The sequence below is a fragment of the Bacillus sp. X1(2014) genome (assembly GCF_007678255.1).
In genome coordinates, this window is sequence record NZ_VEED01000020.1 from 74,491 (window position 1) to 92,565 (window position 18,075).

Sequence of the window (18,075 nt, forward strand, 5' to 3'; positions counted from 1 at the left end):
CCCTTTAGTTGTTAAAAGTGACTATTAATTAAGCGAAATGCTCTTTTCGAGACCTGGATCGGTTGGCACTACATTGATCCATGTTTTCCCTTGTACCAGTGGAACTTCTGCTCCATTTTTGACTGGAACAATTTCTCCGTTCTTATTCTTCCATTCCACTTGATTGACCTTACCCTTTTGCAGCAGATATGCTTTGCCGCCAGACTTAAAATCAATTTCCCTTCGCCCGTATGAATCGATAAACCGATGCTTAGCTTCAATAATAAATATATTATCAACTAACATAGGCTCTTTCGTATCCAAATCAACCATTAGCTCATCGCCTGAAAAGCGCTTATATTTGCCAGAGGCTGTATCAAATTCAAACTTGGAGTTGGAAATGCCGCCATTAGAATACTTAATCTTCACAGATTTTGCTTCAGCACCAGTAATACTCTTCGTTTCTTCCTCTGTTAAAAACGTAAATGCGGCGGGATCTTTTTCCATCGAATATTTCTTTTGCTTTGCACCTTTTAAAATATTTTCATACGTAATATAGGAGTTATGAGGTGCTTTACGGGTCTTCGAACGTTTAAAAAGCGTCCCGTCATAGACCATACCATTAAGGTTATCAATATAGTTACTATTAAGGAGTTTCTTTGCCTCCGGGCTATATCCATGCGCAATGTAGAGAGCGTTAAGTCCCTTGGCTAAGAAAATATAATAGTCTCTTGCACTTCTTACAGGACCGATATTCTTAGGTTTTTCACTCTGGAAGACGGCGAGAAAGCGTGTAATATCCCCTTCAGCAAGAATTTCATAAATAAAATCCGCTTTGGTTAGACCTGATTGTGGTCTTGCCTTTGGGTGGTTATTAACCATAACAGCTACAGCTCTGGTATCAGTACTTGTTTTAGCCCCCACCCCTGTTAATGGATAAAAATAGGGGTCGACTGGTTTCTCTTCAGGTTGCTGAGTCTCTGTTTGTGTTACTGTTTTTTCCTTCTTAACAGGTTCCTTTTCCTTTTTTTCATTACTACAGCCAGAAAGTAGTAACAGGAAAGCTAACACGAATACAGCCCATTTTTTCACTTTCATGAACACCCCTATTTACTTTCATTTTACTTTCACACTTTAATCCTTTACTCACTTACAGTTTAACGCATTATTGACGGAAAGAGTACTGTTTTATTCATTACATCGTACATTCCCTGTGGAGTAATCCGAATATAAGGCAAATGTGTCGCAGAAAAGAAAGCAAGACTGTAAATAGGATCAGAAAATCCGTAACCCCGCTCTCTCAGCTCAATCAGCAGCTGTTTTTCTTGGGAGATTAGCTCTTTAATCGGAACGTTTGACATAATTCCATGTAAAGTTAATGGAAGCTCGCAAACTACTTGACTATTTTCAACCATCACAATACCGCCGCCTAATTCTTTCATTCTATTAAAAGCATGAAGCATATCTTGTTTATTTTTACCTATTAAAATAATATCTCCTGTGTTGGAATAGGAACTTGCCAATGCCGATAAGTTGTTAGCAAATCCTTTTAATAATGTATTAATTCTCCACTTCCCATTTCTGTCCATCAGGGTAAAATAGCATTCATCATGATTCGAAGATAGTTCATCTCCTGAAGCATCGATCGAAATCGAATAGGGCTTGGTGATGACGGCGTTTTCCATCTTGATTCCAAATGGCATCGAAAATTGCAAATCATCTAAAGTCAAGTCCCAATCCACTTCCAATGGTTTTAGTCCATATTCGTCCCATGTAATTGGAGGATAGGCATCCGCAATTGGGTTTCCATCCCTTTTCACCCATTTCCCTTTTGCGAGAACGGATTTAGGTGTTGGATCCTCAATACTCGTTAAGAAGTTAATATTGGCTACCCGGCCAGTGGCAATTGTACCATGGAGATGATCAATCTTGTAATAACGTGCAATGTTTACCGTTGCCATATTATAAGCATCAATGACTGGAATACCTTTTTCAATGGCAATGCGAATCGTCGTATCAGTGACTCCCTGCTCGTAAAAAGTCGAGGAAGCACCGTCTGTATTTAGCATTAATCGATCATAAGCATCAATACCCATACGTTTCATATCGTCTAATATATTTGGTAAATCCGGCCGAATCGAGGAATGCCTTAATGACACCATATACCCCTGCATTAAGCGATTGTATACCTCTTCACCCGTCATCGCTTCGTGGTCACAGTCTGCCCCAAGCAGCATCATTTTTGCCAATGTCTTTTCTGAAGCTCCAGGGAAATGCCCTTCAATTTGCTTGCGCATCCGTTTCGCTTCTTGGATCCAATGGAGCATCATATCATCACCGTCAAGCAGTTTCGGCCAGCCTGTTAATTCCCCGCCCTGCAGGACCGCATCGTGCTCAAGCCATGATTTAACATTACTATGTGAAAAGATCTCTTCTTCATTCAAAATTTCAGTTTGAGGATCAAAACGGCTCCACCAAAACATAGTGGTTGGAATCGAACGGAGATCTTTCAATAATGAAAACGCTTTCGTTTTATTTAAATGTAAAATAAGAGCCATATTATCATTGATTAACGTTGTCGTCCCAAACTGGGATGCATATGCTGCAAGCGTTAGGGGATTATATAATTGAAACGGATGAGCATGTGGTTCGATATAACCGGGAACAAGAATCTCATTGGTACAGTCGATGATTTCACAGTTATCAAGTTGAGTTGGCAAGTTTTCGCCCACATAAATAATCCGATCTTCATATATCCAAATATTCGCTCTCAACCACTTTCGAAACGTCTGATTTAAGTACAAGGCGTTTTTCAATAAAATGGTTGGAGACGCTTTTCCATCCAAAATGGAAACATGCATGCGTAAGTGTTTGTTTTTCCAGCGGTAGCGTTGTTCCAGCATACGTCTTCCTCCCTTTTTCAAAAAAACTATCTATATAATAATAAGTTGATTTAACAACAAAGAAAGCCCTTTCAAAAAATACTTTAGATACTATACTATCATATTTTGCTGTTTAACGCATTAAAGAATTGATAATAATTGTATATATTTTGTGAAGGAGTGAACATAATGAATGTGAGACCAAATATCAGTATTATTAATGCTTTAATCCGCATCACCATTGGATTAACGATTCTTTCTTGGACAACCTCTAAGCTTGTCAAACACCCTTGGCGCGATTCTTATTTATTTGTTGCTATGTGCGGGGCCATGAAGGTGGCCGAAGGAATTGTCCGCTTTTGCCCGCTTACTGCCTTATTTGAAAAATGCCAATGCATGATTTCTGAGCACGATCAGGCAATGGATTCAATGGACGGGATGGAAGGGTTAACTAACCAAAATGGCGAAGAAATGGTACCTTATAATCCAACTTAAAGTGAATTTATGGCTTTTTGGATAGTCTTTGTAAATATTTTCAAGTTTTTGTAACAATAATTTAAAATTTGGTTGAATAATCTGGTAATTTGTAAAAATAGTTCAACCTATGGTTGAAAAATCAAATATTTCGTATAAATAATTTGTAAAAAAACAAATTTACGCTTTTTTGAAGCAAAAAAAGAGGGCTGACCATCAGCGGTCAGCCCTCCATAGGAGTTGAGTATTCATGTTTTGGGAGTATCTAACGGATATGTCGTTTGTTTTAATTGCCATTATTGGCAGCATCGTGGCACTTCTTTATACATTTATCCGTTGAAGCGGTAAAGGACGTGCTCGTTAACTCTTCACGGGGTGGATTGCTTTTGCCCCGATATCTCTTCGATAAAAAACACCAGAAGACGTTAACTTTTCAAGTTCATGATACACTTTTTCGCGTGCCTCCACTATATTCTCAGCCTTAGCACCAACAAGAAGCACCCTGCCTCCTGCAGTCACAAACTCACCTTCCGCATTTCTAGCGGTTCCAGCATGAAAAGTAAACACCTCTTCGGAATTAAATTCAGTCAACCCAGTTAGCACTGCCCCTTTTTCATAGGCTTCAGGGTATCCTTTTGCCGCAACTACAGTACCAATCATTGTTTGCTCATCCCACTCTAAAACCGGGGTTCTACCAGCTAACAATTCCAAGATGACTTGAACAAGATCCGATTTTAATCTTGGTAAAACAACTTGTGTCTCAGGATCACCAAAACGGGCATTAAATTCAATCACCTTTGGTCCATCTATAGTTTTGATCAAGCCGGCATAAAGAACTCCGCAAAAACTTCTTCCTTCTTGGACCATTGCTTTAGCTGCCGGAAGAAGGACCGTTTCAACCGCAGTTTGAATCGTCTCAGCACCAATTTGTGGAACAGGGGAATAGGCTCCCATTCCGCCTGTATTTGGACCAAGGTCCCCATCATAGGCACGTTTATGATCTTGAGCGATTTCAAGTGGGACGACGACCTCTCCATTTACAAACGCCATCAATGAAAATTCTTCACCTGCTAAAAACTCTTCAATTACCACCCGAGAAGAGGCAGCACCAAATTTTGCATCAACTAGCATTTCTTCTATGCTGGAAAGCGCCTCTTCTTTCGTGAGCGCAACCGTGACACCTTTTCCTGCAGCCAATCCGTCTGCCTTAATGACAATCGGTGCCCCTTTTTCTTCGATATAATTTCGGGCTTCTTCATAGTTAGTGAACACAGCATAGTCAGCGGTAGGAATTTTATATTTCTCCATTAGTTCTTTTGCAAATGACTTACTGCCTTCAATCTCGGCTGCGTTAGCACGCGGACCGAATACAGCCAAACCAGCTGCTTCAAATTTGTCCGCCAATCCTTCAAGCAAAGGAACTTCAGGCCCAATGATCGTCAGGCCAACACGGTTTTCCTTGGCAAATTGAAGCAGTAATTCATGTTCTGACTCTTCAATCGAGACAAGCTCCGCTACATCGGTCATTCCGACATTCCCCGGTGCAACAAATACTTTTTCTACATTCACGCTTTCACTTACTTTTCGGCAAATCGCATGTTCTCTACCGCCGCGGCCGATAATCAGTACGTTCATTCGAATGCCCTCCAACCGATTAATGTTTGAAATGTCTTACGCCCGTAAATACCATGGCGATTCCATATTCATCTGCTTTTTTAATTGAATCTGCATCACGGATTGATCCACCTGGTTGAATAATCGCTGTAATACCAGCTTTTGCAGCTGCTTCAACGGTATCGTCCATTGGGAAAAAGGCGTCGGATGCAAGGGCTGCTCCCTCTGCTTTTGAACCAGCTTGCTTAAGGGCAATTTCCGCTGCTCCAACTCGGTTCATTTGTCCTGCTCCAATCCCGATTGTCATATCCTCTGAAGTCACAACAATGGCATTGGATTTCACATGTTTAACAACCTTCCAGCCCAGCTTCAATGCTGCCCATTCCGCATCTGTTGGTTGTCGTTTCGTTGCAATCGTAACATTCGCGTCTTCCAACGTGTAACGGTCCTGCTCTTGAACGAGCAATCCGCCTTCAATTGTAGTCATCTTAAACTCAGGCTTTTTGGCATCATTAAATGGAATGGTTAACAGGCGCAGATTCTTTTTCGCTGTTAAAATCGTTAACGCTTCTTCAGAGAAAGATGGCGCAATAATAATTTCTAAGAAAATTTCATGAAGCTTAGCAGCTGTTTCGGCATCCACTTCCCGGTTAAAGGCAATAATTCCGCCAAAAATCGAAACAGGATCGGCCTCAAATGCTTTTGTAAATGCTTCAAAACCAGTTTCACCTGTTCCTACACCGCATGGGTTCATATGCTTTACAGCTACTGCAGCTGGTGCTGAAAACTCTTTAACAATCTGCAGGGCTGCATCAGCATCATTAATATTGTTATAGGAAAGTTCTTTTCCATGAAGCTGAACCGCATTGGCAATCGAGAACGTCGAACCAAGTGGCTTCTTGTAAAAAGCAGCTTTTTGATGTGGATTTTCTCCATAACGAAGTGTTTGTTTTAATTCGTAGGTTACCGTTAATGTCTCTGGATTTTCTTCTTCTGATAAATTGGTCATGTATTCAGCAATTAAGGCATCATAAGCTGCTGTATGACGGAATACTTTAGCAGCAAGCTTTCTTCTCGTTTCAAACGTTGTTGTGCCATCAGCCTTTAATTCGTCAATAACCGTCTGGTAATCAGTTGGATCGACAACTACAGTTACATATTGATGGTTTTTTGCAGAAGCGCGCAGCATGGTTGGTCCGCCGATATCAATGTTTTCAATCGCATCTGCTACGGTTACATCTGGCTTTGCAATGGTTTGCTGGAATGGATAAAGATTGACACAAACGAGTTGAATCGCTTGAATTCCATGCTCGTCTAGCTGCTGTTGATGGTTAACATCATCTTGTTTCGCAAGCAAACCGCCATGAATGAATGGATTTAATGTTTTCACACGACCTTCTAAGATTTCTGGAAATCCGGTTACATCACTCACACTAAGAACAGGAATTCCCTGTTCCTGTAGAGCTTTTTTCGTGCCTCCCGTAGAAATCAGTTCGTATCCTAGGCTGACTAACTCCTTGGCAAATTCCGTAATTCCATTTTTATCAGAAACACTAATTAACGCTCGCTTTTGTGTCATTGAGTACATCTCCTTGTGTCAATAGCATTTGAAGTATGGATGGATAAAGCTTGTGTTCGCTTTTCTGGATTTTTTGCTGCAGGCTTTCTCTTGTCTCATTTTCGTCAATTCGAACCCGTTCCTGAATGATAATTGGACCTGTATCCATTCCCTCATCAACATAATGGATAGTAATTCCGCTCCACTTCACTTGAGCTGCCAATGCCTGCCCAATCGCATCCTTCCCCGGAAAAGCAGGAAGCAATGATGGGTGGACATTGACGATTCTTCCTTTATACTCAGCTAACAATTTCGGGCCAATCAAACGCATGTATCCTGCCAGGACAATGAATTCTACACCATAAGCCTTTAATTGGGCTAAAATTTCTTCTTCATAATGTTCCTTACTAGGATAATCCTTTGCGCTAAAAACTAAACTTGGAATCCTCGCTGCTCTGGCTCTTTCAATCGCAAGAGCGCCTGGTTTGTCACAAACTAAAAGAGAAATGTCGGCATCAAGGTCGCCAGCTTGAACTACATCAATAATTGCTTGAAAATTACTGCCGCTCCCTGATGCAAACACCGCTATCTTTTTCATAGGCGGCCACCATTAGCCTTGATGCTAATTCCTTGATTACTGGTTACAACGCCAATTTCAGAAGCAGTTTCCCCAGATTGTCTAAAGTGTTCTAACACGTCCGCTGCATCTTCAGGATTCACAGCAATTACCATACCAATACCCATGTTAAAAATATTATACATCTCTTGATAATCAATTTGTCCATGGGAAGAGATCAATTTAAAAATAGGTGGGATCTCCCAGCTTTTTTCATTCAACTCGGCTCCTAGACCTTCTGGTAACATCCGAGGAATATTTTCAATAAACCCGCCGCCCGTAATATGAGCCATTCCCTTTAGCTGGAACTTTTTCAATGCGGACAAAATCGGTTTTACATAAATTTTTGTAGGCTTGAGTAATTCTTCTCCTAATGTACAGCCAAGTTCATCGACAAAATCCAGTAACGACCAGTCATTAAACACTTTACGAACCAATGAATAACCGTTGCTGTGAATGCCGCTTGAGGCTAAGCCAATCAGGACATCACCTTCCTGAATGGTTTCACCAGTGATAAGCTGTGATTTCTCACAGGCACCAACCGTAAACCCTGCAAGGTCATACTCATTTTCACTATATAATCCAGGCATTTCCGCCGTTTCACCGCCAATAAGCGCACAGCCAGCCTGTTCACATCCGTCCGCAATCCCTTTTACGATTGCCTCAATTTTTCCAGGCTGTGCTTTGCCACAGGCAATGTAGTCAAGAAAGAACAAGGGCTCCGCCCCTTGAACAACAATATCATTGACACACATGGCGACCGCATCAATCCCAATCGTATCATGCTTATCCATCCAAAAAGCAATCATTAGTTTCGTGCCCACCCCATCGGTGCCTGACACCAAAACAGGTTCTTTTAATTGCAGTGCAGATAAGTCAAACATACCGCCAAATCCACCTAGGCTGCCAAGGACACCAGCCCGGGCTGTTTTTTGAACATGCTTTTTCATTCTCTCGACTGCTTCATAGCCGGCTTCGATATTAACTCCTGCTTGTTTATATGCATTTGCCACGCTGCTCGCTCCTTCCTACTTCTGATAATAATATTGGAGTGTATCTGGATAAATTTCAGTTGGGTAATTCCCTGTGAAACAGCCTAGGCAATAGCCATTCGTGCCTTCTTGGCCTAAGGCATGCATCATGCCCTCCACACTGATAAAGGTTAATGAATCCGCTCCAATAAGTTCTCTTATTTCCTCCACACTTTTATCAGAGGCAATTAATTCTTCTTTTGTTGATGTATCTATTCCGTAAAAACATGGATTCTTAATAGGCGGGGAACTGATTACAACGTGTACTTCTGTCGCCCCTGCTTCTTTCAAGAGATTAACAATTCTTCTGCTCGTCGTCCCGCGCACAATTGAATCATCGACCATGATAACCCGTTTCCCTTCCACGACACCACGAACGGCCGAGAGTTTCATCTTTACCCCTTGCTCCCGTAACGATTGAGAAGGCTGGATGAAGGTTCTACCGACATAACGGTTTTTAATTAATCCCATTTCATAAGGAATCCCTGCTTCTTCGGCATACCCGATTGCCGCTGAGATACTTGAATCAGGAACACCGGTGACAACATCGGCTTCGATTGGTACCTCTATTGCTAATCTTTTACCCATATTTTTGCGGGCGGTGTGCACATTGATTCCTTGAATATTGCTGTCCGGTCTTGAAAAATAAATATATTCCATCGTACAAATCGCTTTTGTTGAACTAACAGCGAATTGTTCAGATACTAGCCCCTGATCATTGATAATTAATAGTTCTCCTGGTCGAATATCGCGAATATATTCTGCTCCAATGACATCAAAGGCACAGGTTTCCGATGCGACAACATAAGCATCACCCAGGGAACCAAGCGAAAGAGGTCTTAATCCGTGCGGATCTAGTGCCACCATTAATTCGGTTTCTGTCATGATTAAGTAAGCATATGCCCCTTTTAACATAGAAAGCGCGTTTTTGGCACGGTCTTTTGAATCGGAGTAGCCGCTTCTTTTCATTAGGTGCGCCAATACTTCAGTATCAGAACTTGTTTGAAAAATGCTCCCTTGAGCTTCCAACTGATGTTTTAATGAATTAACATTAACTAAGTTTCCATTATGGGCAAGCGCAAGACTCCCTGTTTGTGAATGGAACAAGAGCGGCTGAACATTCTCATAACCGCCGCCTCCTGCTGTTGCATAACGAACATGACCGATGGCTGATGTGCCTGTCAGTTCCTTCATCGCTTCCGTGGTAAAAATCTCAGCAACTAGTCCTTCACCTTTTACCCCTTTAAGCTGTTTGCCATCTGAGACCACAATTCCGGTCCCTTCCTGGCCGCGATGCTGCAGGCTGTGAAGTCCGTAATAGGTCAGCTGTGCTGCATCCTGGTGTCCCCAGACACCAAAGATGCCACACTCTTCATTTAATCCCTTGATTTCAGGTAGCATGGGATCGCCCCTTTCCAGGCCACTTTTAATTCTTCAATCGAAGCTTCAAGTACCGTTGACTCACCATTTGTGATTTGCAGTTTTGCTAAATCATTCACTGTTCCAATTTGTACTGCGTCTACTAAACTTTCAAACTCACTCTTATCTTCTGCTTTTACTGTTAAAAGAAAACGAGATTGTGTTTCACTGAATAAAGCTGACACTGAATTTCCAGCGATGTTTACTTCTGCACCGAGCTTTTCATTCGCGAAAAGACATTCAGCTAATGCAACCGCTAAACCGCCTTCTGATAAATCATGCGCGGATTCTACTACTCCTGCACGAATTGCAGCAAGAACCTGGTTTTGTCTTTCTTTTTCAATCGTTACATTTAATTCAGGGGCTTTACCGAATACTTTTCCGTTCAGAAGCTTTTGCAGCTCACTTCCGCCGAATTCATCCTTTGTTTCCCCTACTAAATAAATAAGGTCGCCGCTCTGTTTGAAGTGTTGCGTTGTAATATGATCAAGATCCGTTACTAAACCAACCATCCCTACTACGGGTGTCGGATAGATCGCTGTGCCGCTAGTTTCGTTATATAAAGAAACGTTTCCGCCGATAACCGGTGTCTCAAGGACACGGCAGGCTTCGCTCATACCATCGGCTGCTTTTTCAATCTGCCAGAACACTTCTGGCTTTTCTGGGTTACCGAAATTTAAGTTATCTGTAATCGCTAGAGGCTCTGCACCAGAACATACAATATTACGTGCTGCTTCAGCTACGGCGATTTTCCCGCCTACTTCCGGATCCAAATAGACATAACGTGAATTACAATCCGTTGTCATTGCCAGCGCTTTTCGTGTGCCGCGGATTCTTACAACCGCCGCATCAGAACCTGGTGAAACGACTGTGTTGGTACGCACCATGTAATCATACTGCTCATAAACCCATTCCTTGCTAGCTACAGTTGACTGGCTTAAAAGGCTTACTAATGTTTCTTTCAAATCGTCAATCTGAGGAACTTCGTTTTCCATCGCTTGGAATTCAGCAAAATAGCTTGGTTCTTTTGATGGCTTATGGTAAACCGGTGCTTCTTCCGCTAGTGCATCAGCCGGAACATCCGCCACGATTTCTCCATTATGGAATAGACGCATCTGTTTATCGCTAGTAACCTTTCCAATCCCTACGGCTTCTAAGCCGTATTTTTCAAAGAGCTCAACGATTTCCTGTTCTCTTCCCTTTTTAACAACGATAAGCATCCGTTCTTGGGACTCAGACAGCATCATTTCGTAGGCAGTCATTCCTGTTTCACGCTGCGGCACCAAGTCTAAATTCATCTCAATGCCCATTCCAGCTTTGCTGGCCATTTCTGCAGATGAACTAATAAGTCCGGCTGCACCCATATCTTGAATACCAACTAGTGCATCACAATGAATCAGTTCTAGGCAAGCTTCTAACAATAGCTTCTCCATGAATGGATCGCCAACTTGAACTGCTGGACGGTCTTCACTTGATTGTTCAGTTAATTCCTCAGAAGCGAATGTTGCACCATGGATACCGTCACGGCCAGTTTTTGCCCCAACATACATCACCGTATTTCCTTCACCATGTGCTTGCCCTTTTTTGATGTCTTTATGGTCAATTAACCCAACGCACATCGCATTCACTAACGGATTTCCATCATAGCAAGGGTCGAACTGGATTTCGCCGCCTACCGTTGGAATACCGATACAGTTTCCATAACCGGCAATCCCAGCAACAACCTCTTTGAATAAATAACGGACGCGGGCAGAATCTAGTTCACCGAAACGCAGTGAGTTCAACATTGCAATTGGACGAGCTCCCATTGAGAAAACATCACGGATGATCCCGCCTACACCCGTTGCTGCGCCCTGATATGGCTCAATTGCGGATGGGTGGTTATGACTCTCGATTTTAAAAACAACCGCTTGCCCGTCACCGATATCAACGATTCCAGCACCTTCCCCAGGTCCTTGAAGTACCTTTTCACCTGTAATAGGGAATTTTTTTAGAATAGGCTTTGAATTTTTGTAGCTGCAGTGTTCCGACCACATAACCGAGAAAAGACCTGTTTCGGTATAGTTTGGTGTGCGGCCAAGAATGTTTTCAACCATTGCAAATTCTTCATCGGACAAACCCATTTGCTGATAAATTTTTTCTGCTTTAATCTGAGTAGGATTTGGTTCAAGCGTTGACAACATGTGCTTCCCTCCAAGCTTTTACAATCGATTGGAACATCTTTAAACCATCGGCGCTGCCGAGCAATTCATCTACGGCTCTTTCCGGGTGTGGCATCATTCCAAGGACATTTCCTTTTTCATTGGTAATTCCTGCGATATCTGCAAGACTTCCGTTCGGATTCTGATTATAGGTAAAGACAATTTGATTATTTTCTTTCAAACTTGCAAGGGTTTCCTCGTCACAATAGTAGTTTCCTTCACCGTGGGCGACAGGGATGACAATGGATTCGCCTTTACTGTATACAGTCGTAAACATCGTCTGATTGTTTTCTACCTTTAACTCCACTGGCTTGCAAATAAAAGATAAGCTTTCATTACGTCTCATTGCACCTGGCAGCAACCCTGCTTCGAGCAGAATTTGAAATCCGTTACAAACGCCAAGGACCGGCTTTCCTGCTTCTGCCGCTTTAATGACTTCCTTCATGACATTACTAAATCTAGCGATGGCTCCCGTACGCAAATAGTCGCCATATGAAAAGCCGCCAGGAAGCAGAATTCCATCAAATTCATCTAAGCTTTCAGAATCATGCCAAACATATTCAACCTGCTCTCCGAGTTCATCTTGAATGGCATGGAACATATCAATGTCACAATTCGATCCAGGGAAGACGATTACTGCAAATTTCACAGAGTAACACACTCCTCTACTTCGTAACGGTAATCTTCGATAACAGGATTAGCTAAAAGATTGGTACAGATTTCATTGACTACTTCATTAATATCACGCTCAGACTTTTCAATCGTTAATTCCATATATTTACCGATGCGGACATCGGCTACTTCCTTATAGTTTAAAGAGTGTAATGAGTTGGTTACAGCTTTCCCCTGCGGGTCTAAAACACTTTCTCTTAATGTGACAAATACCTTTACTTTATACATGCTGACGTCCTCCCAATCTCGCTAAAATATTTTCATAGGCATCTGTTAAGCTTCCTAAATCACGTCGGAATACATCCTTATCGAGCTTTTCATTCGTTTCTTTATCCCACAGCCTGCAGGTATCAGGGGAGATTTCATCGGCTAGTAATATTGTGCCTTCGGCGTCTTTACCAAACTCAAGTTTAAAATCGATGAGACGTATGCCAAGGTCATTGAAAAAGCTTGCTAAAACGGTATTAATTTGGAGTGCCTTTTCTCGTAAAATTGCAGTCTCCTCGACAGTTGCCACTTGCAATTCAAGGATGTGATCAATTGTTAAGAGAGGATCACCTAGTTCGTCATTCTTCAGGTAAAACTCTACGATTGGAGTTGTTAACTCACGTCCCTCTTCGATTCCCAAACGATTGGCGAGGCTTCCTGCCGCAATGTTTCGTACAACTACCTCAAGCGGAATGATGGTAACTTTTTTCACTAGTTGTTCTATTTCGGATACACGTTCGATAAAGTGAGACTCAATTCCCTGTTCTTTAAGCTTTAAAAATAGCAAACTAGTAATCTCGTTATTTAAACGCCCTTTTCCAGTTATGTCGGCCTTCTTTTGTCCGTTATAGGCGGTTGCTGAATCCTTATACTCAACCAAAACAATCTGTTCATCGTCAGTTGAGTAAATTCGTTTTGCTTTTCCTTCGTATAAAGGTTTTTTCATTGGAAAACGCCTCCTGTTTTGCAATATTGGGAATCTTCAGAGTGAGGGAGGAGCGTAAGTGACCGAGTTCTCGCTTTTTTCTCGATATCGGTCACTTAGAACCTCTCTATGTTACTTTACACTTTTATTTTTCATGTCTTCGGTCACATAAAGCCTTATTCATTCAACCCTAAGCGGTCAAAAATGGTATCTACATGTTGCAGATGGTAGTTATAATCAAAGCAATCAGCAATTTCAGCTTCTGATAGCAGTGAAGTAATCTTTTCCTCTGCTTCAATCAAGCTGCGGAAAGGAACTTGTTTTTCCCAAGCTTCCATAGCCTTTGGCTGAACCGTATCATACGCTTCTTCACGTGATAAACCTTTATCAATTAGCGCAAGCAATACACGTTGGGAATAAATTAAGCCTAGTGTCCTGTCCATATTACGCTTCATATTCTCTGGATAAACCGTCAAGTTCTTCACAATGTTGCCAAAACGATTCAGCATATAATTCAAACCAATCGTTGCATCAGGCAGGATGATCCGTTCTGCTGATGAATGAGAAATATCGCGCTCATGCCAAAGCGGTACATTTTCATAGGCAGTAAGCATATACCCGCGAATTACACGAGCAATTCCTGTCATATTCTCGGAACCAATTGGATTCCGTTTATGCGGCATTGCCGAAGATCCCTTCTGGCCTTTTGCAAAGAACTCTTCGACTTCACGCGTTTCACTCTTTTGCAGCCCACGGACTTCAACAGCAAACTTCTCAATGGAAGTGGCAATCAACGCAAGAGTTGACATGTAGTGGGCATGACGGTCACGCTGTAGGGTCTGCGTGGAGATTGGTGCTCTTTGCAGTCCTAATTTTTCACAAACATACTGTTCTACAAACGGATTAATATTTGCATAAGTACCAACCGCTCCAGAGATTTTCCCAAACTCGATTCCCTCTGCTGCCTGCTTAAATCGCTCTAGGTTCCGTTTCATTTCTTCATACCATAGCGCAAGCTTTAAGCCAAAAGTTGTTGGCTCAGCATGGACCCCATGTGTCCGTCCCATCATGACAGTAAGCTTATGTTCAATTGCTTTATTTCTTAAAATCTCAATGAAGTTTTCCAGGTCCTTTTGTAATATCGCATTGGCCTGCTTTAAGATGTAAGATAGGGCCGTATCAACAACATCCGTCGACGTTAAACCGTAATGAACCCATTTCTTCTCTTCCCCTAATGTTTCAGATACCGCGCGGGTAAAAGCAACTACATCATGCCGTGTTTCTTCTTCAATCTCTTTAATGCGGTCAATATTGAAAGAAGCATTTTCGCGTAACTTCTTCACATCTTCCTTTGGGATGTCACCTAGTTCTGCCCATGCCTCACAGGCTAGTATTTCTACCTCAAGCCAGGCATTAAATCGGTTTTCCTCTGTCCAAATTGCTCCCATTTCCGGTCGTGTATAACGATCAATCATGTTTTATCCCCCGATCTTTTCTTTTACTGGTTTCCAGATGCTGCTCTCGTTAATTTCTGCAAGGGCATCCTCGACACTTTCACGCAAAATAGTCACATGCCCCATTTTTCGTTTTACTTTTGCTTCTTTTTTTCCATATAAATGAATCTTCCAGTCATTCAAGGCTGGTATTTCCTTATACAGTTGTTCAAGATGCTCTCCTAATAGGTTGACCATAACAGCCGGTTTTAATAGCCCCGTTTTCCCTAACGGCCAATTACAAATAGCCCGGATATGCTGCTCAAACTGTGACGTTTCGCAAGCTTCGATCGAAAAATGCCCAGAATTATGAGGTCGTGGTGCTAATTCATTAATATAAATGGTCCCATCATTAGTCAAAAACATTTCGACAGCAAGCGTCCCGACTAATTGTAACGAATCGGCCAGCTTATTTGCCAGCTGAACAGCTTCACTCTGTGAAACTTCTGATATTCTAGCTGGAACAATCGTTGTATCTAAAATATTTTCTTTATGAATGTTTTCAGCTACTGGAAAAAATGTTGTTTCTCCATCAAGCTTACGTGTCACGATCACTGATATTTCTTTTTCAAAAGGGATCCATTTTTCTAATACACAAGCCCCATGTTCCAGTAATGGTTCACCCTTTGACAAATCCTGCGGTGTTCTAATCACCAGTTGGCCCTTGCCGTCATATCCGCCTCTTGCCGTTTTCAGGACAGCCGGATATCCGATGTTATTTATTTTTAAAAATAATTCCTCGAGGCTGTTTACCACTTCATATGGTGCGACTTCTACACCTGCTTGTTGGATCGCTGCTTTTTCCTTAATCCTGTCCTGCGTGATTGTTAATAACCGCGGGCCTTGTGGTACATTTGCCTGGTTACATAACCACTCTAGTGTATCTGCATCAATGTTTTCAAATTCATAAGTTATGACATCACTAACTTCTGCTAATTTACGAATGGCTTCGCGATCATCATAAGCCCCAATGACCTCAATATCTGCAACCTGTCCGCACGGAGAGTCCGTCGTTGGTTCTAACACAGCAATCCGGAAGCCTTGAGCCTTTGCCGCTAGAGCCATCATTCTGCCAAGTTGGCCGCCGCCGATTATTCCAATCGTTGCTCCTGGTAAAATCGTTTTGTTAGACAAGTTGATCACTACTTTCTAATACTTCTTGTTTAGTGGCTTCTCTTCTTGCTTCTAATTTCCCGGCTAATTCAGCGTCACCCGTTGCTAGGATTTGAGCTGCTAGTAAACCAGCATTCGTTGCACCTGCTTTGCCTATTGCCACAGTAGCTACGGGCACTCCACCCGGCATTTGGACGATAGACAGCAATGAGTCTAACCCCTTTAAGGCCTGAGTTTGGACAGGAACCCCGATTACTGGCAAAGTGGTTTGGGCTGCTACCATCCCAGGAAGATGGGCCGCTCCGCCAGCTCCGGCAATAATTACCTTTAAACCTCTTTCTCTGGCCTCCTTCGCATATGTAAACATCAAATCAGGTGTCCGATGAGCAGATACCACCTTTTTTTCATAAGCAATTTCAAACTGGTCGAGAACTTCACACGTATGTTTCATTGTTTCCCAATCCGATTTACTTCCCATGATTACTCCAACAAGAATGGACATCGCAAATCCCCCTTTTTTCCCAAATAAAAAACCCGAAACAAATGGCTTCTCGTGTAAGAGAAAGCCATTTGTTCGGGCATAGTGGTAGTGGATACCAAATTAAGGGTCCTGCCCTTAATTCATACCGAACATATTGACTTTCCCTCATAGTCCAATAATTTACGGTTATTGGGTAGAAACTTATGGGCCATATTCCCATGGATATACGAGGGTAAAGATAAATTGTTATTGATTAATTCACTTCTATATCTTACAATCATCTTCGTTAGGTGTCAACCAATTAATCGAACATTATTTTTAAATATTACCTTAATGTTCGTGTTTTACTCTATTAAAGTGCCTTCAAAGATAATTTGACGGGCAAATGGTTCATAAATAGTCTCATTGCCTTTTTTTATTTCTTGAAATATCGGCTTTTCCGTTCGGCGTACAGGCGTATAGCCCAACTTTTTCATTCTATTTAAGCAGTCCTCAATACTCTCATTTGATTGTACCTCAAATTGCATTTTCTGTTTACCCATTACCAGTAAGTACCTCTCTTTCCACTTTCATTTGCCCTCTTTTAAAAAAACATTGTCAACCGGCTTTACTAACATTGTGTCTTCTGCCAATTTTATTTCATAATCAAACAGTGTTTGAGCGATAATCCGCCTCGCTTCTTTTGCCACATCCCAGTATAAAGTATCATCAACAAGGCCTGTAACCGTATATTCAATTCCTCGGTAACCTGAATTGATGGTGGTCATCCCATATACTTGGAATGGTTCTATCGGACAATTAGCGGAGTCCAATTTTAAACATGCTTCGTGCTGCTCATTGATTTTTTCACAGGCAATTTCAAGAATTTCAAACACCCTCTCAGGATTTTCCCGATAGCTTACCACTATTCTTTCAATCACCCGCATTTGTTCAATATTGAAATTATGAATCTGTTTTATTTCACCATTGCTGATCGTTAAAACCTTGCCACTCCATTCTCGAATTTTTAAGAATCTTAATCCTATATCGACAACTGTTCCATTAAAGGTATTATTGATGGTGATAAAATCACCTTTATGCAGCTGCTTTTCATAAATCAAGAAAATACCTGATAAAATATCCTTAATGATGCTTTGCGCCCCAAAACCAAGGATTACCCCGAGTATACCTGCCCCAGCCAAAATTCTTCCAAAATTACTAACATATTGAGATATGGCAAAAAAGATGAAACTGAGAGTTGCCGTATATTTGGTTAAAGAGCGAATCATGCTTTCAATCGTCTGCTCTTTCCGTTCTTCAATGAAATGGGTTTTTAGAAAAAAGTTGTGCACGGTTTTATTTATGATAAAAACAATGACTCTTGCAATAATAGCTGCAAATAAAATGCTTGTCAGTTTATAGTGATGCAGCAAATCCATCCAATCCATCAAACCACCCACTTGTTTTCCAATCATACCTTAGTGTTTGCAATGTTTGATGGTAAAAACATTTAGTGAAAAAATATTTTTTTGTATATACAAAAAAGAACAACCCTTTCAGGTTGTCCTTGATTTGCCTGGCAACGTCCTACTCTCACAGGGACGCGTGTCCCAACTACCATCGGCGCTGAGAAGCTTAACTTCCGTGTTC

18 protein-coding genes, 1 rRNA gene and 1 riboswitch are annotated in these 18,075 nt (G+C 41.7%); of the genes, 2 read left to right on the forward strand and 17 right to left on the reverse strand.

Annotated elements, in window-relative coordinates:
- Nucleotides 1-24: 24 nt before the first annotated feature.
- Together FS608_RS25150 and FS608_RS25155 are read right to left on the reverse strand one after the other, a co-directional pair.
- On the reverse strand, nt 25-1,077 hold the full coding sequence (locus tag FS608_RS25150) for a DUF3048 domain-containing protein (protein ID WP_144555306.1): 1,053 nt from the start codon (nt 1,075-1,077) through the stop codon (nt 25-27).
- Between the two features lie 59 nt (nt 1,078-1,136).
- A complete protein-coding gene (locus FS608_RS25155; protein ID WP_144555307.1) occupies nt 1,137-2,882 on the reverse strand; it encodes an adenine deaminase C-terminal domain-containing protein in 1,746 nt (581 codons plus the stop codon).
- Between the two features lie 168 nt (nt 2,883-3,050).
- On the opposite strand from FS608_RS25155, the gene FS608_RS25160 reads away from it, so the two are divergent.
- The gene (locus tag FS608_RS25160) at nt 3,051-3,356 is read left to right on the forward strand and encodes a YgaP family membrane protein (protein ID WP_144555308.1); all 306 of its coding nucleotides are present in this window, start codon (nt 3,051-3,053) and stop codon (nt 3,354-3,356) included.
- Nucleotides 3,357-3,585: 229 nt separating this feature from the next.
- Nucleotides 3,586-3,675, forward strand: a complete 90-nt coding sequence (locus tag FS608_RS31855; RefSeq protein ID WP_395947826.1) for an EYxxD motif small membrane protein — start codon at nt 3,586-3,588, stop codon at nt 3,673-3,675.
- A 20-nt stretch (nt 3,676-3,695) separates the two neighbouring features.
- Here the strand turns inward: FS608_RS31855 and purD are convergent, their stop codons facing one another.
- From purD to rrf, 15 genes are all read right to left on the reverse strand, one after another.
- A complete protein-coding gene (purD, locus tag FS608_RS25165) occupies nt 3,696-4,970 on the reverse strand; it encodes a phosphoribosylamine--glycine ligase (RefSeq protein ID WP_144555309.1) in 1,275 nt (424 codons plus the stop codon).
- Between the two features lie 19 nt (nt 4,971-4,989).
- The gene (gene purH / locus FS608_RS25170; protein ID WP_144555310.1) at nt 4,990-6,528 is read right to left on the reverse strand and encodes a bifunctional phosphoribosylaminoimidazolecarboxamide formyltransferase/IMP cyclohydrolase; all 1,539 of its coding nucleotides are present in this window, start codon (nt 6,526-6,528) and stop codon (nt 4,990-4,992) included.
- The gene (gene purN / locus FS608_RS25175) at nt 6,503-7,105 is read right to left on the reverse strand and encodes a phosphoribosylglycinamide formyltransferase (protein WP_144555311.1); all 603 of its coding nucleotides are present in this window, start codon (nt 7,103-7,105) and stop codon (nt 6,503-6,505) included. Before purN ends, purH begins: the two co-directional genes overlap by 26 nt.
- On the reverse strand, nt 7,102-8,136 hold the full coding sequence (gene purM / locus FS608_RS25180; protein ID WP_144555312.1) for a phosphoribosylformylglycinamidine cyclo-ligase: 1,035 nt from the start codon (nt 8,134-8,136) through the stop codon (nt 7,102-7,104). Before purM ends, purN begins: the two co-directional genes overlap by 4 nt.
- A 15-nt stretch (nt 8,137-8,151) precedes the next feature.
- Nucleotides 8,152-9,555 (reverse strand): amidophosphoribosyltransferase, encoded by a 1,404-nt coding sequence (gene purF, locus FS608_RS25185; RefSeq protein ID WP_144555313.1) that lies wholly within the window; start codon nt 9,553-9,555, stop codon nt 8,152-8,154.
- A complete protein-coding gene (gene purL, locus FS608_RS25190; protein WP_144555314.1) occupies nt 9,531-11,756 on the reverse strand; it encodes a phosphoribosylformylglycinamidine synthase subunit PurL in 2,226 nt (741 codons plus the stop codon). Before purL ends, purF begins: the two co-directional genes overlap by 25 nt.
- Nucleotides 11,740-12,423: a phosphoribosylformylglycinamidine synthase subunit PurQ gene (purQ, locus tag FS608_RS25195; RefSeq protein ID WP_144555315.1), complete on the reverse strand. Its 684-nt coding sequence runs from the start codon at nt 12,421-12,423 to the stop codon at nt 11,740-11,742. The genes purL and purQ overlap by 17 nt, the downstream gene beginning before the upstream one ends.
- Nucleotides 12,420-12,674, reverse strand: a complete 255-nt coding sequence (gene purS / locus FS608_RS25200) for a phosphoribosylformylglycinamidine synthase subunit PurS (RefSeq protein WP_144555316.1) — start codon at nt 12,672-12,674, stop codon at nt 12,420-12,422. The genes purQ and purS overlap by 4 nt, the downstream gene beginning before the upstream one ends.
- Nucleotides 12,667-13,380, reverse strand: a complete 714-nt coding sequence (gene purC, locus FS608_RS25205; RefSeq protein ID WP_144555317.1) for a phosphoribosylaminoimidazolesuccinocarboxamide synthase — start codon at nt 13,378-13,380, stop codon at nt 12,667-12,669. The genes purS and purC overlap by 8 nt, the downstream gene beginning before the upstream one ends.
- A gap of 155 nt (nt 13,381-13,535) precedes the next feature.
- On the reverse strand, nt 13,536-14,834 hold the full coding sequence (gene purB, locus FS608_RS25210; RefSeq protein ID WP_144555318.1) for an adenylosuccinate lyase: 1,299 nt from the start codon (nt 14,832-14,834) through the stop codon (nt 13,536-13,538).
- A gap of 3 nt (nt 14,835-14,837) precedes the next feature.
- Entirely contained in the window at nt 14,838-15,986 is a 1,149-nt protein-coding gene (gene purK / locus FS608_RS25215; protein WP_144555319.1) for a 5-(carboxyamino)imidazole ribonucleotide synthase, read from the reverse strand.
- The gene (purE, locus tag FS608_RS25220; RefSeq protein ID WP_026564727.1) at nt 15,979-16,467 is read right to left on the reverse strand and encodes a 5-(carboxyamino)imidazole ribonucleotide mutase; all 489 of its coding nucleotides are present in this window, start codon (nt 16,465-16,467) and stop codon (nt 15,979-15,981) included. The genes purK and purE overlap by 8 nt, the downstream gene beginning before the upstream one ends.
- Nucleotides 16,468-16,594: 127 nt before the next feature.
- Nucleotides 16,595-16,696: riboswitch (purine riboswitch) on the reverse strand.
- 94 nt (nt 16,697-16,790) lie between these two features.
- The gene (locus FS608_RS25225) at nt 16,791-16,988 is read right to left on the reverse strand and encodes an NETI motif-containing protein (protein ID WP_144555320.1); all 198 of its coding nucleotides are present in this window, start codon (nt 16,986-16,988) and stop codon (nt 16,791-16,793) included.
- 27 nt (nt 16,989-17,015) lie between these two features.
- Nucleotides 17,016-17,900, reverse strand: coding sequence for a mechanosensitive ion channel family protein (locus tag FS608_RS25230; protein ID WP_395947827.1), 885 nt, complete (start codon nt 17,898-17,900; stop codon nt 17,016-17,018).
- Between the two features lie 99 nt (nt 17,901-17,999).
- Nucleotides 18,000-18,075, reverse strand: a 5S ribosomal RNA gene (gene rrf, locus FS608_RS31915); the annotation flags it as partial.

Bases quoted from the DNA above. Each gene is read 5' to 3' on its own strand.
- FS608_RS25150 (WP_144555306.1), bottom strand. From the start codon at position 1,077: ATGAAAGTGAAAAAATGGGCTGTATTCGTGTTAGCTTTCCTGTTACTA.
- FS608_RS25155 (WP_144555307.1), bottom strand. From the start codon at position 2,882: ATGCTGGAACAACGCTACCGCTGGAAAAACAAACACTTACGCATGCAT.
- FS608_RS25160 (WP_144555308.1), top strand. From the start codon at position 3,051: ATGAATGTGAGACCAAATATCAGTATTATTAATGCTTTAATCCGCATC.
- FS608_RS31855 (WP_395947826.1), top strand. From the start codon at position 3,586: ATGTTTTGGGAGTATCTAACGGATATGTCGTTTGTTTTAATTGCCATT.
- purD (WP_144555309.1), bottom strand. From the start codon at position 4,970: ATGAACGTACTGATTATCGGCCGCGGCGGTAGAGAACATGCGATTTGC.
- purH (WP_144555310.1), bottom strand. From the start codon at position 6,528: ATGACACAAAAGCGAGCGTTAATTAGTGTTTCTGATAAAAATGGAATT.
- purN (WP_144555311.1), bottom strand. From the start codon at position 7,105: ATGAAAAAGATAGCGGTGTTTGCATCAGGGAGCGGCAGTAATTTTCAA.
- purF (WP_144555313.1), bottom strand. From the start codon at position 9,555: ATGCTACCTGAAATCAAGGGATTAAATGAAGAGTGTGGCATCTTTGGT.
- purL (WP_144555314.1), bottom strand. From the start codon at position 11,756: ATGTTGTCAACGCTTGAACCAAATCCTACTCAGATTAAAGCAGAAAAA.
- purS (WP_144555316.1), bottom strand. From the start codon at position 12,674: ATGTATAAAGTAAAGGTATTTGTCACATTAAGAGAAAGTGTTTTAGAC.
- purC (WP_144555317.1), bottom strand. From the start codon at position 13,380: ATGAAAAAACCTTTATACGAAGGAAAAGCAAAACGAATTTACTCAACT.
- purB (WP_144555318.1), bottom strand. From the start codon at position 14,834: ATGATTGATCGTTATACACGACCGGAAATGGGAGCAATTTGGACAGAG.
- purE (WP_026564727.1), bottom strand. From the start codon at position 16,467: ATGTCCATTCTTGTTGGAGTAATCATGGGAAGTAAATCGGATTGGGAA.
- FS608_RS25225 (WP_144555320.1), bottom strand. From the start codon at position 16,988: ATGGGTAAACAGAAAATGCAATTTGAGGTACAATCAAATGAGAGTATT.
- FS608_RS25230 (WP_395947827.1), bottom strand. From the start codon at position 17,900: ATGATTGGAAAACAAGTGGGTGGTTTGATGGATTGGATGGATTTGCTG.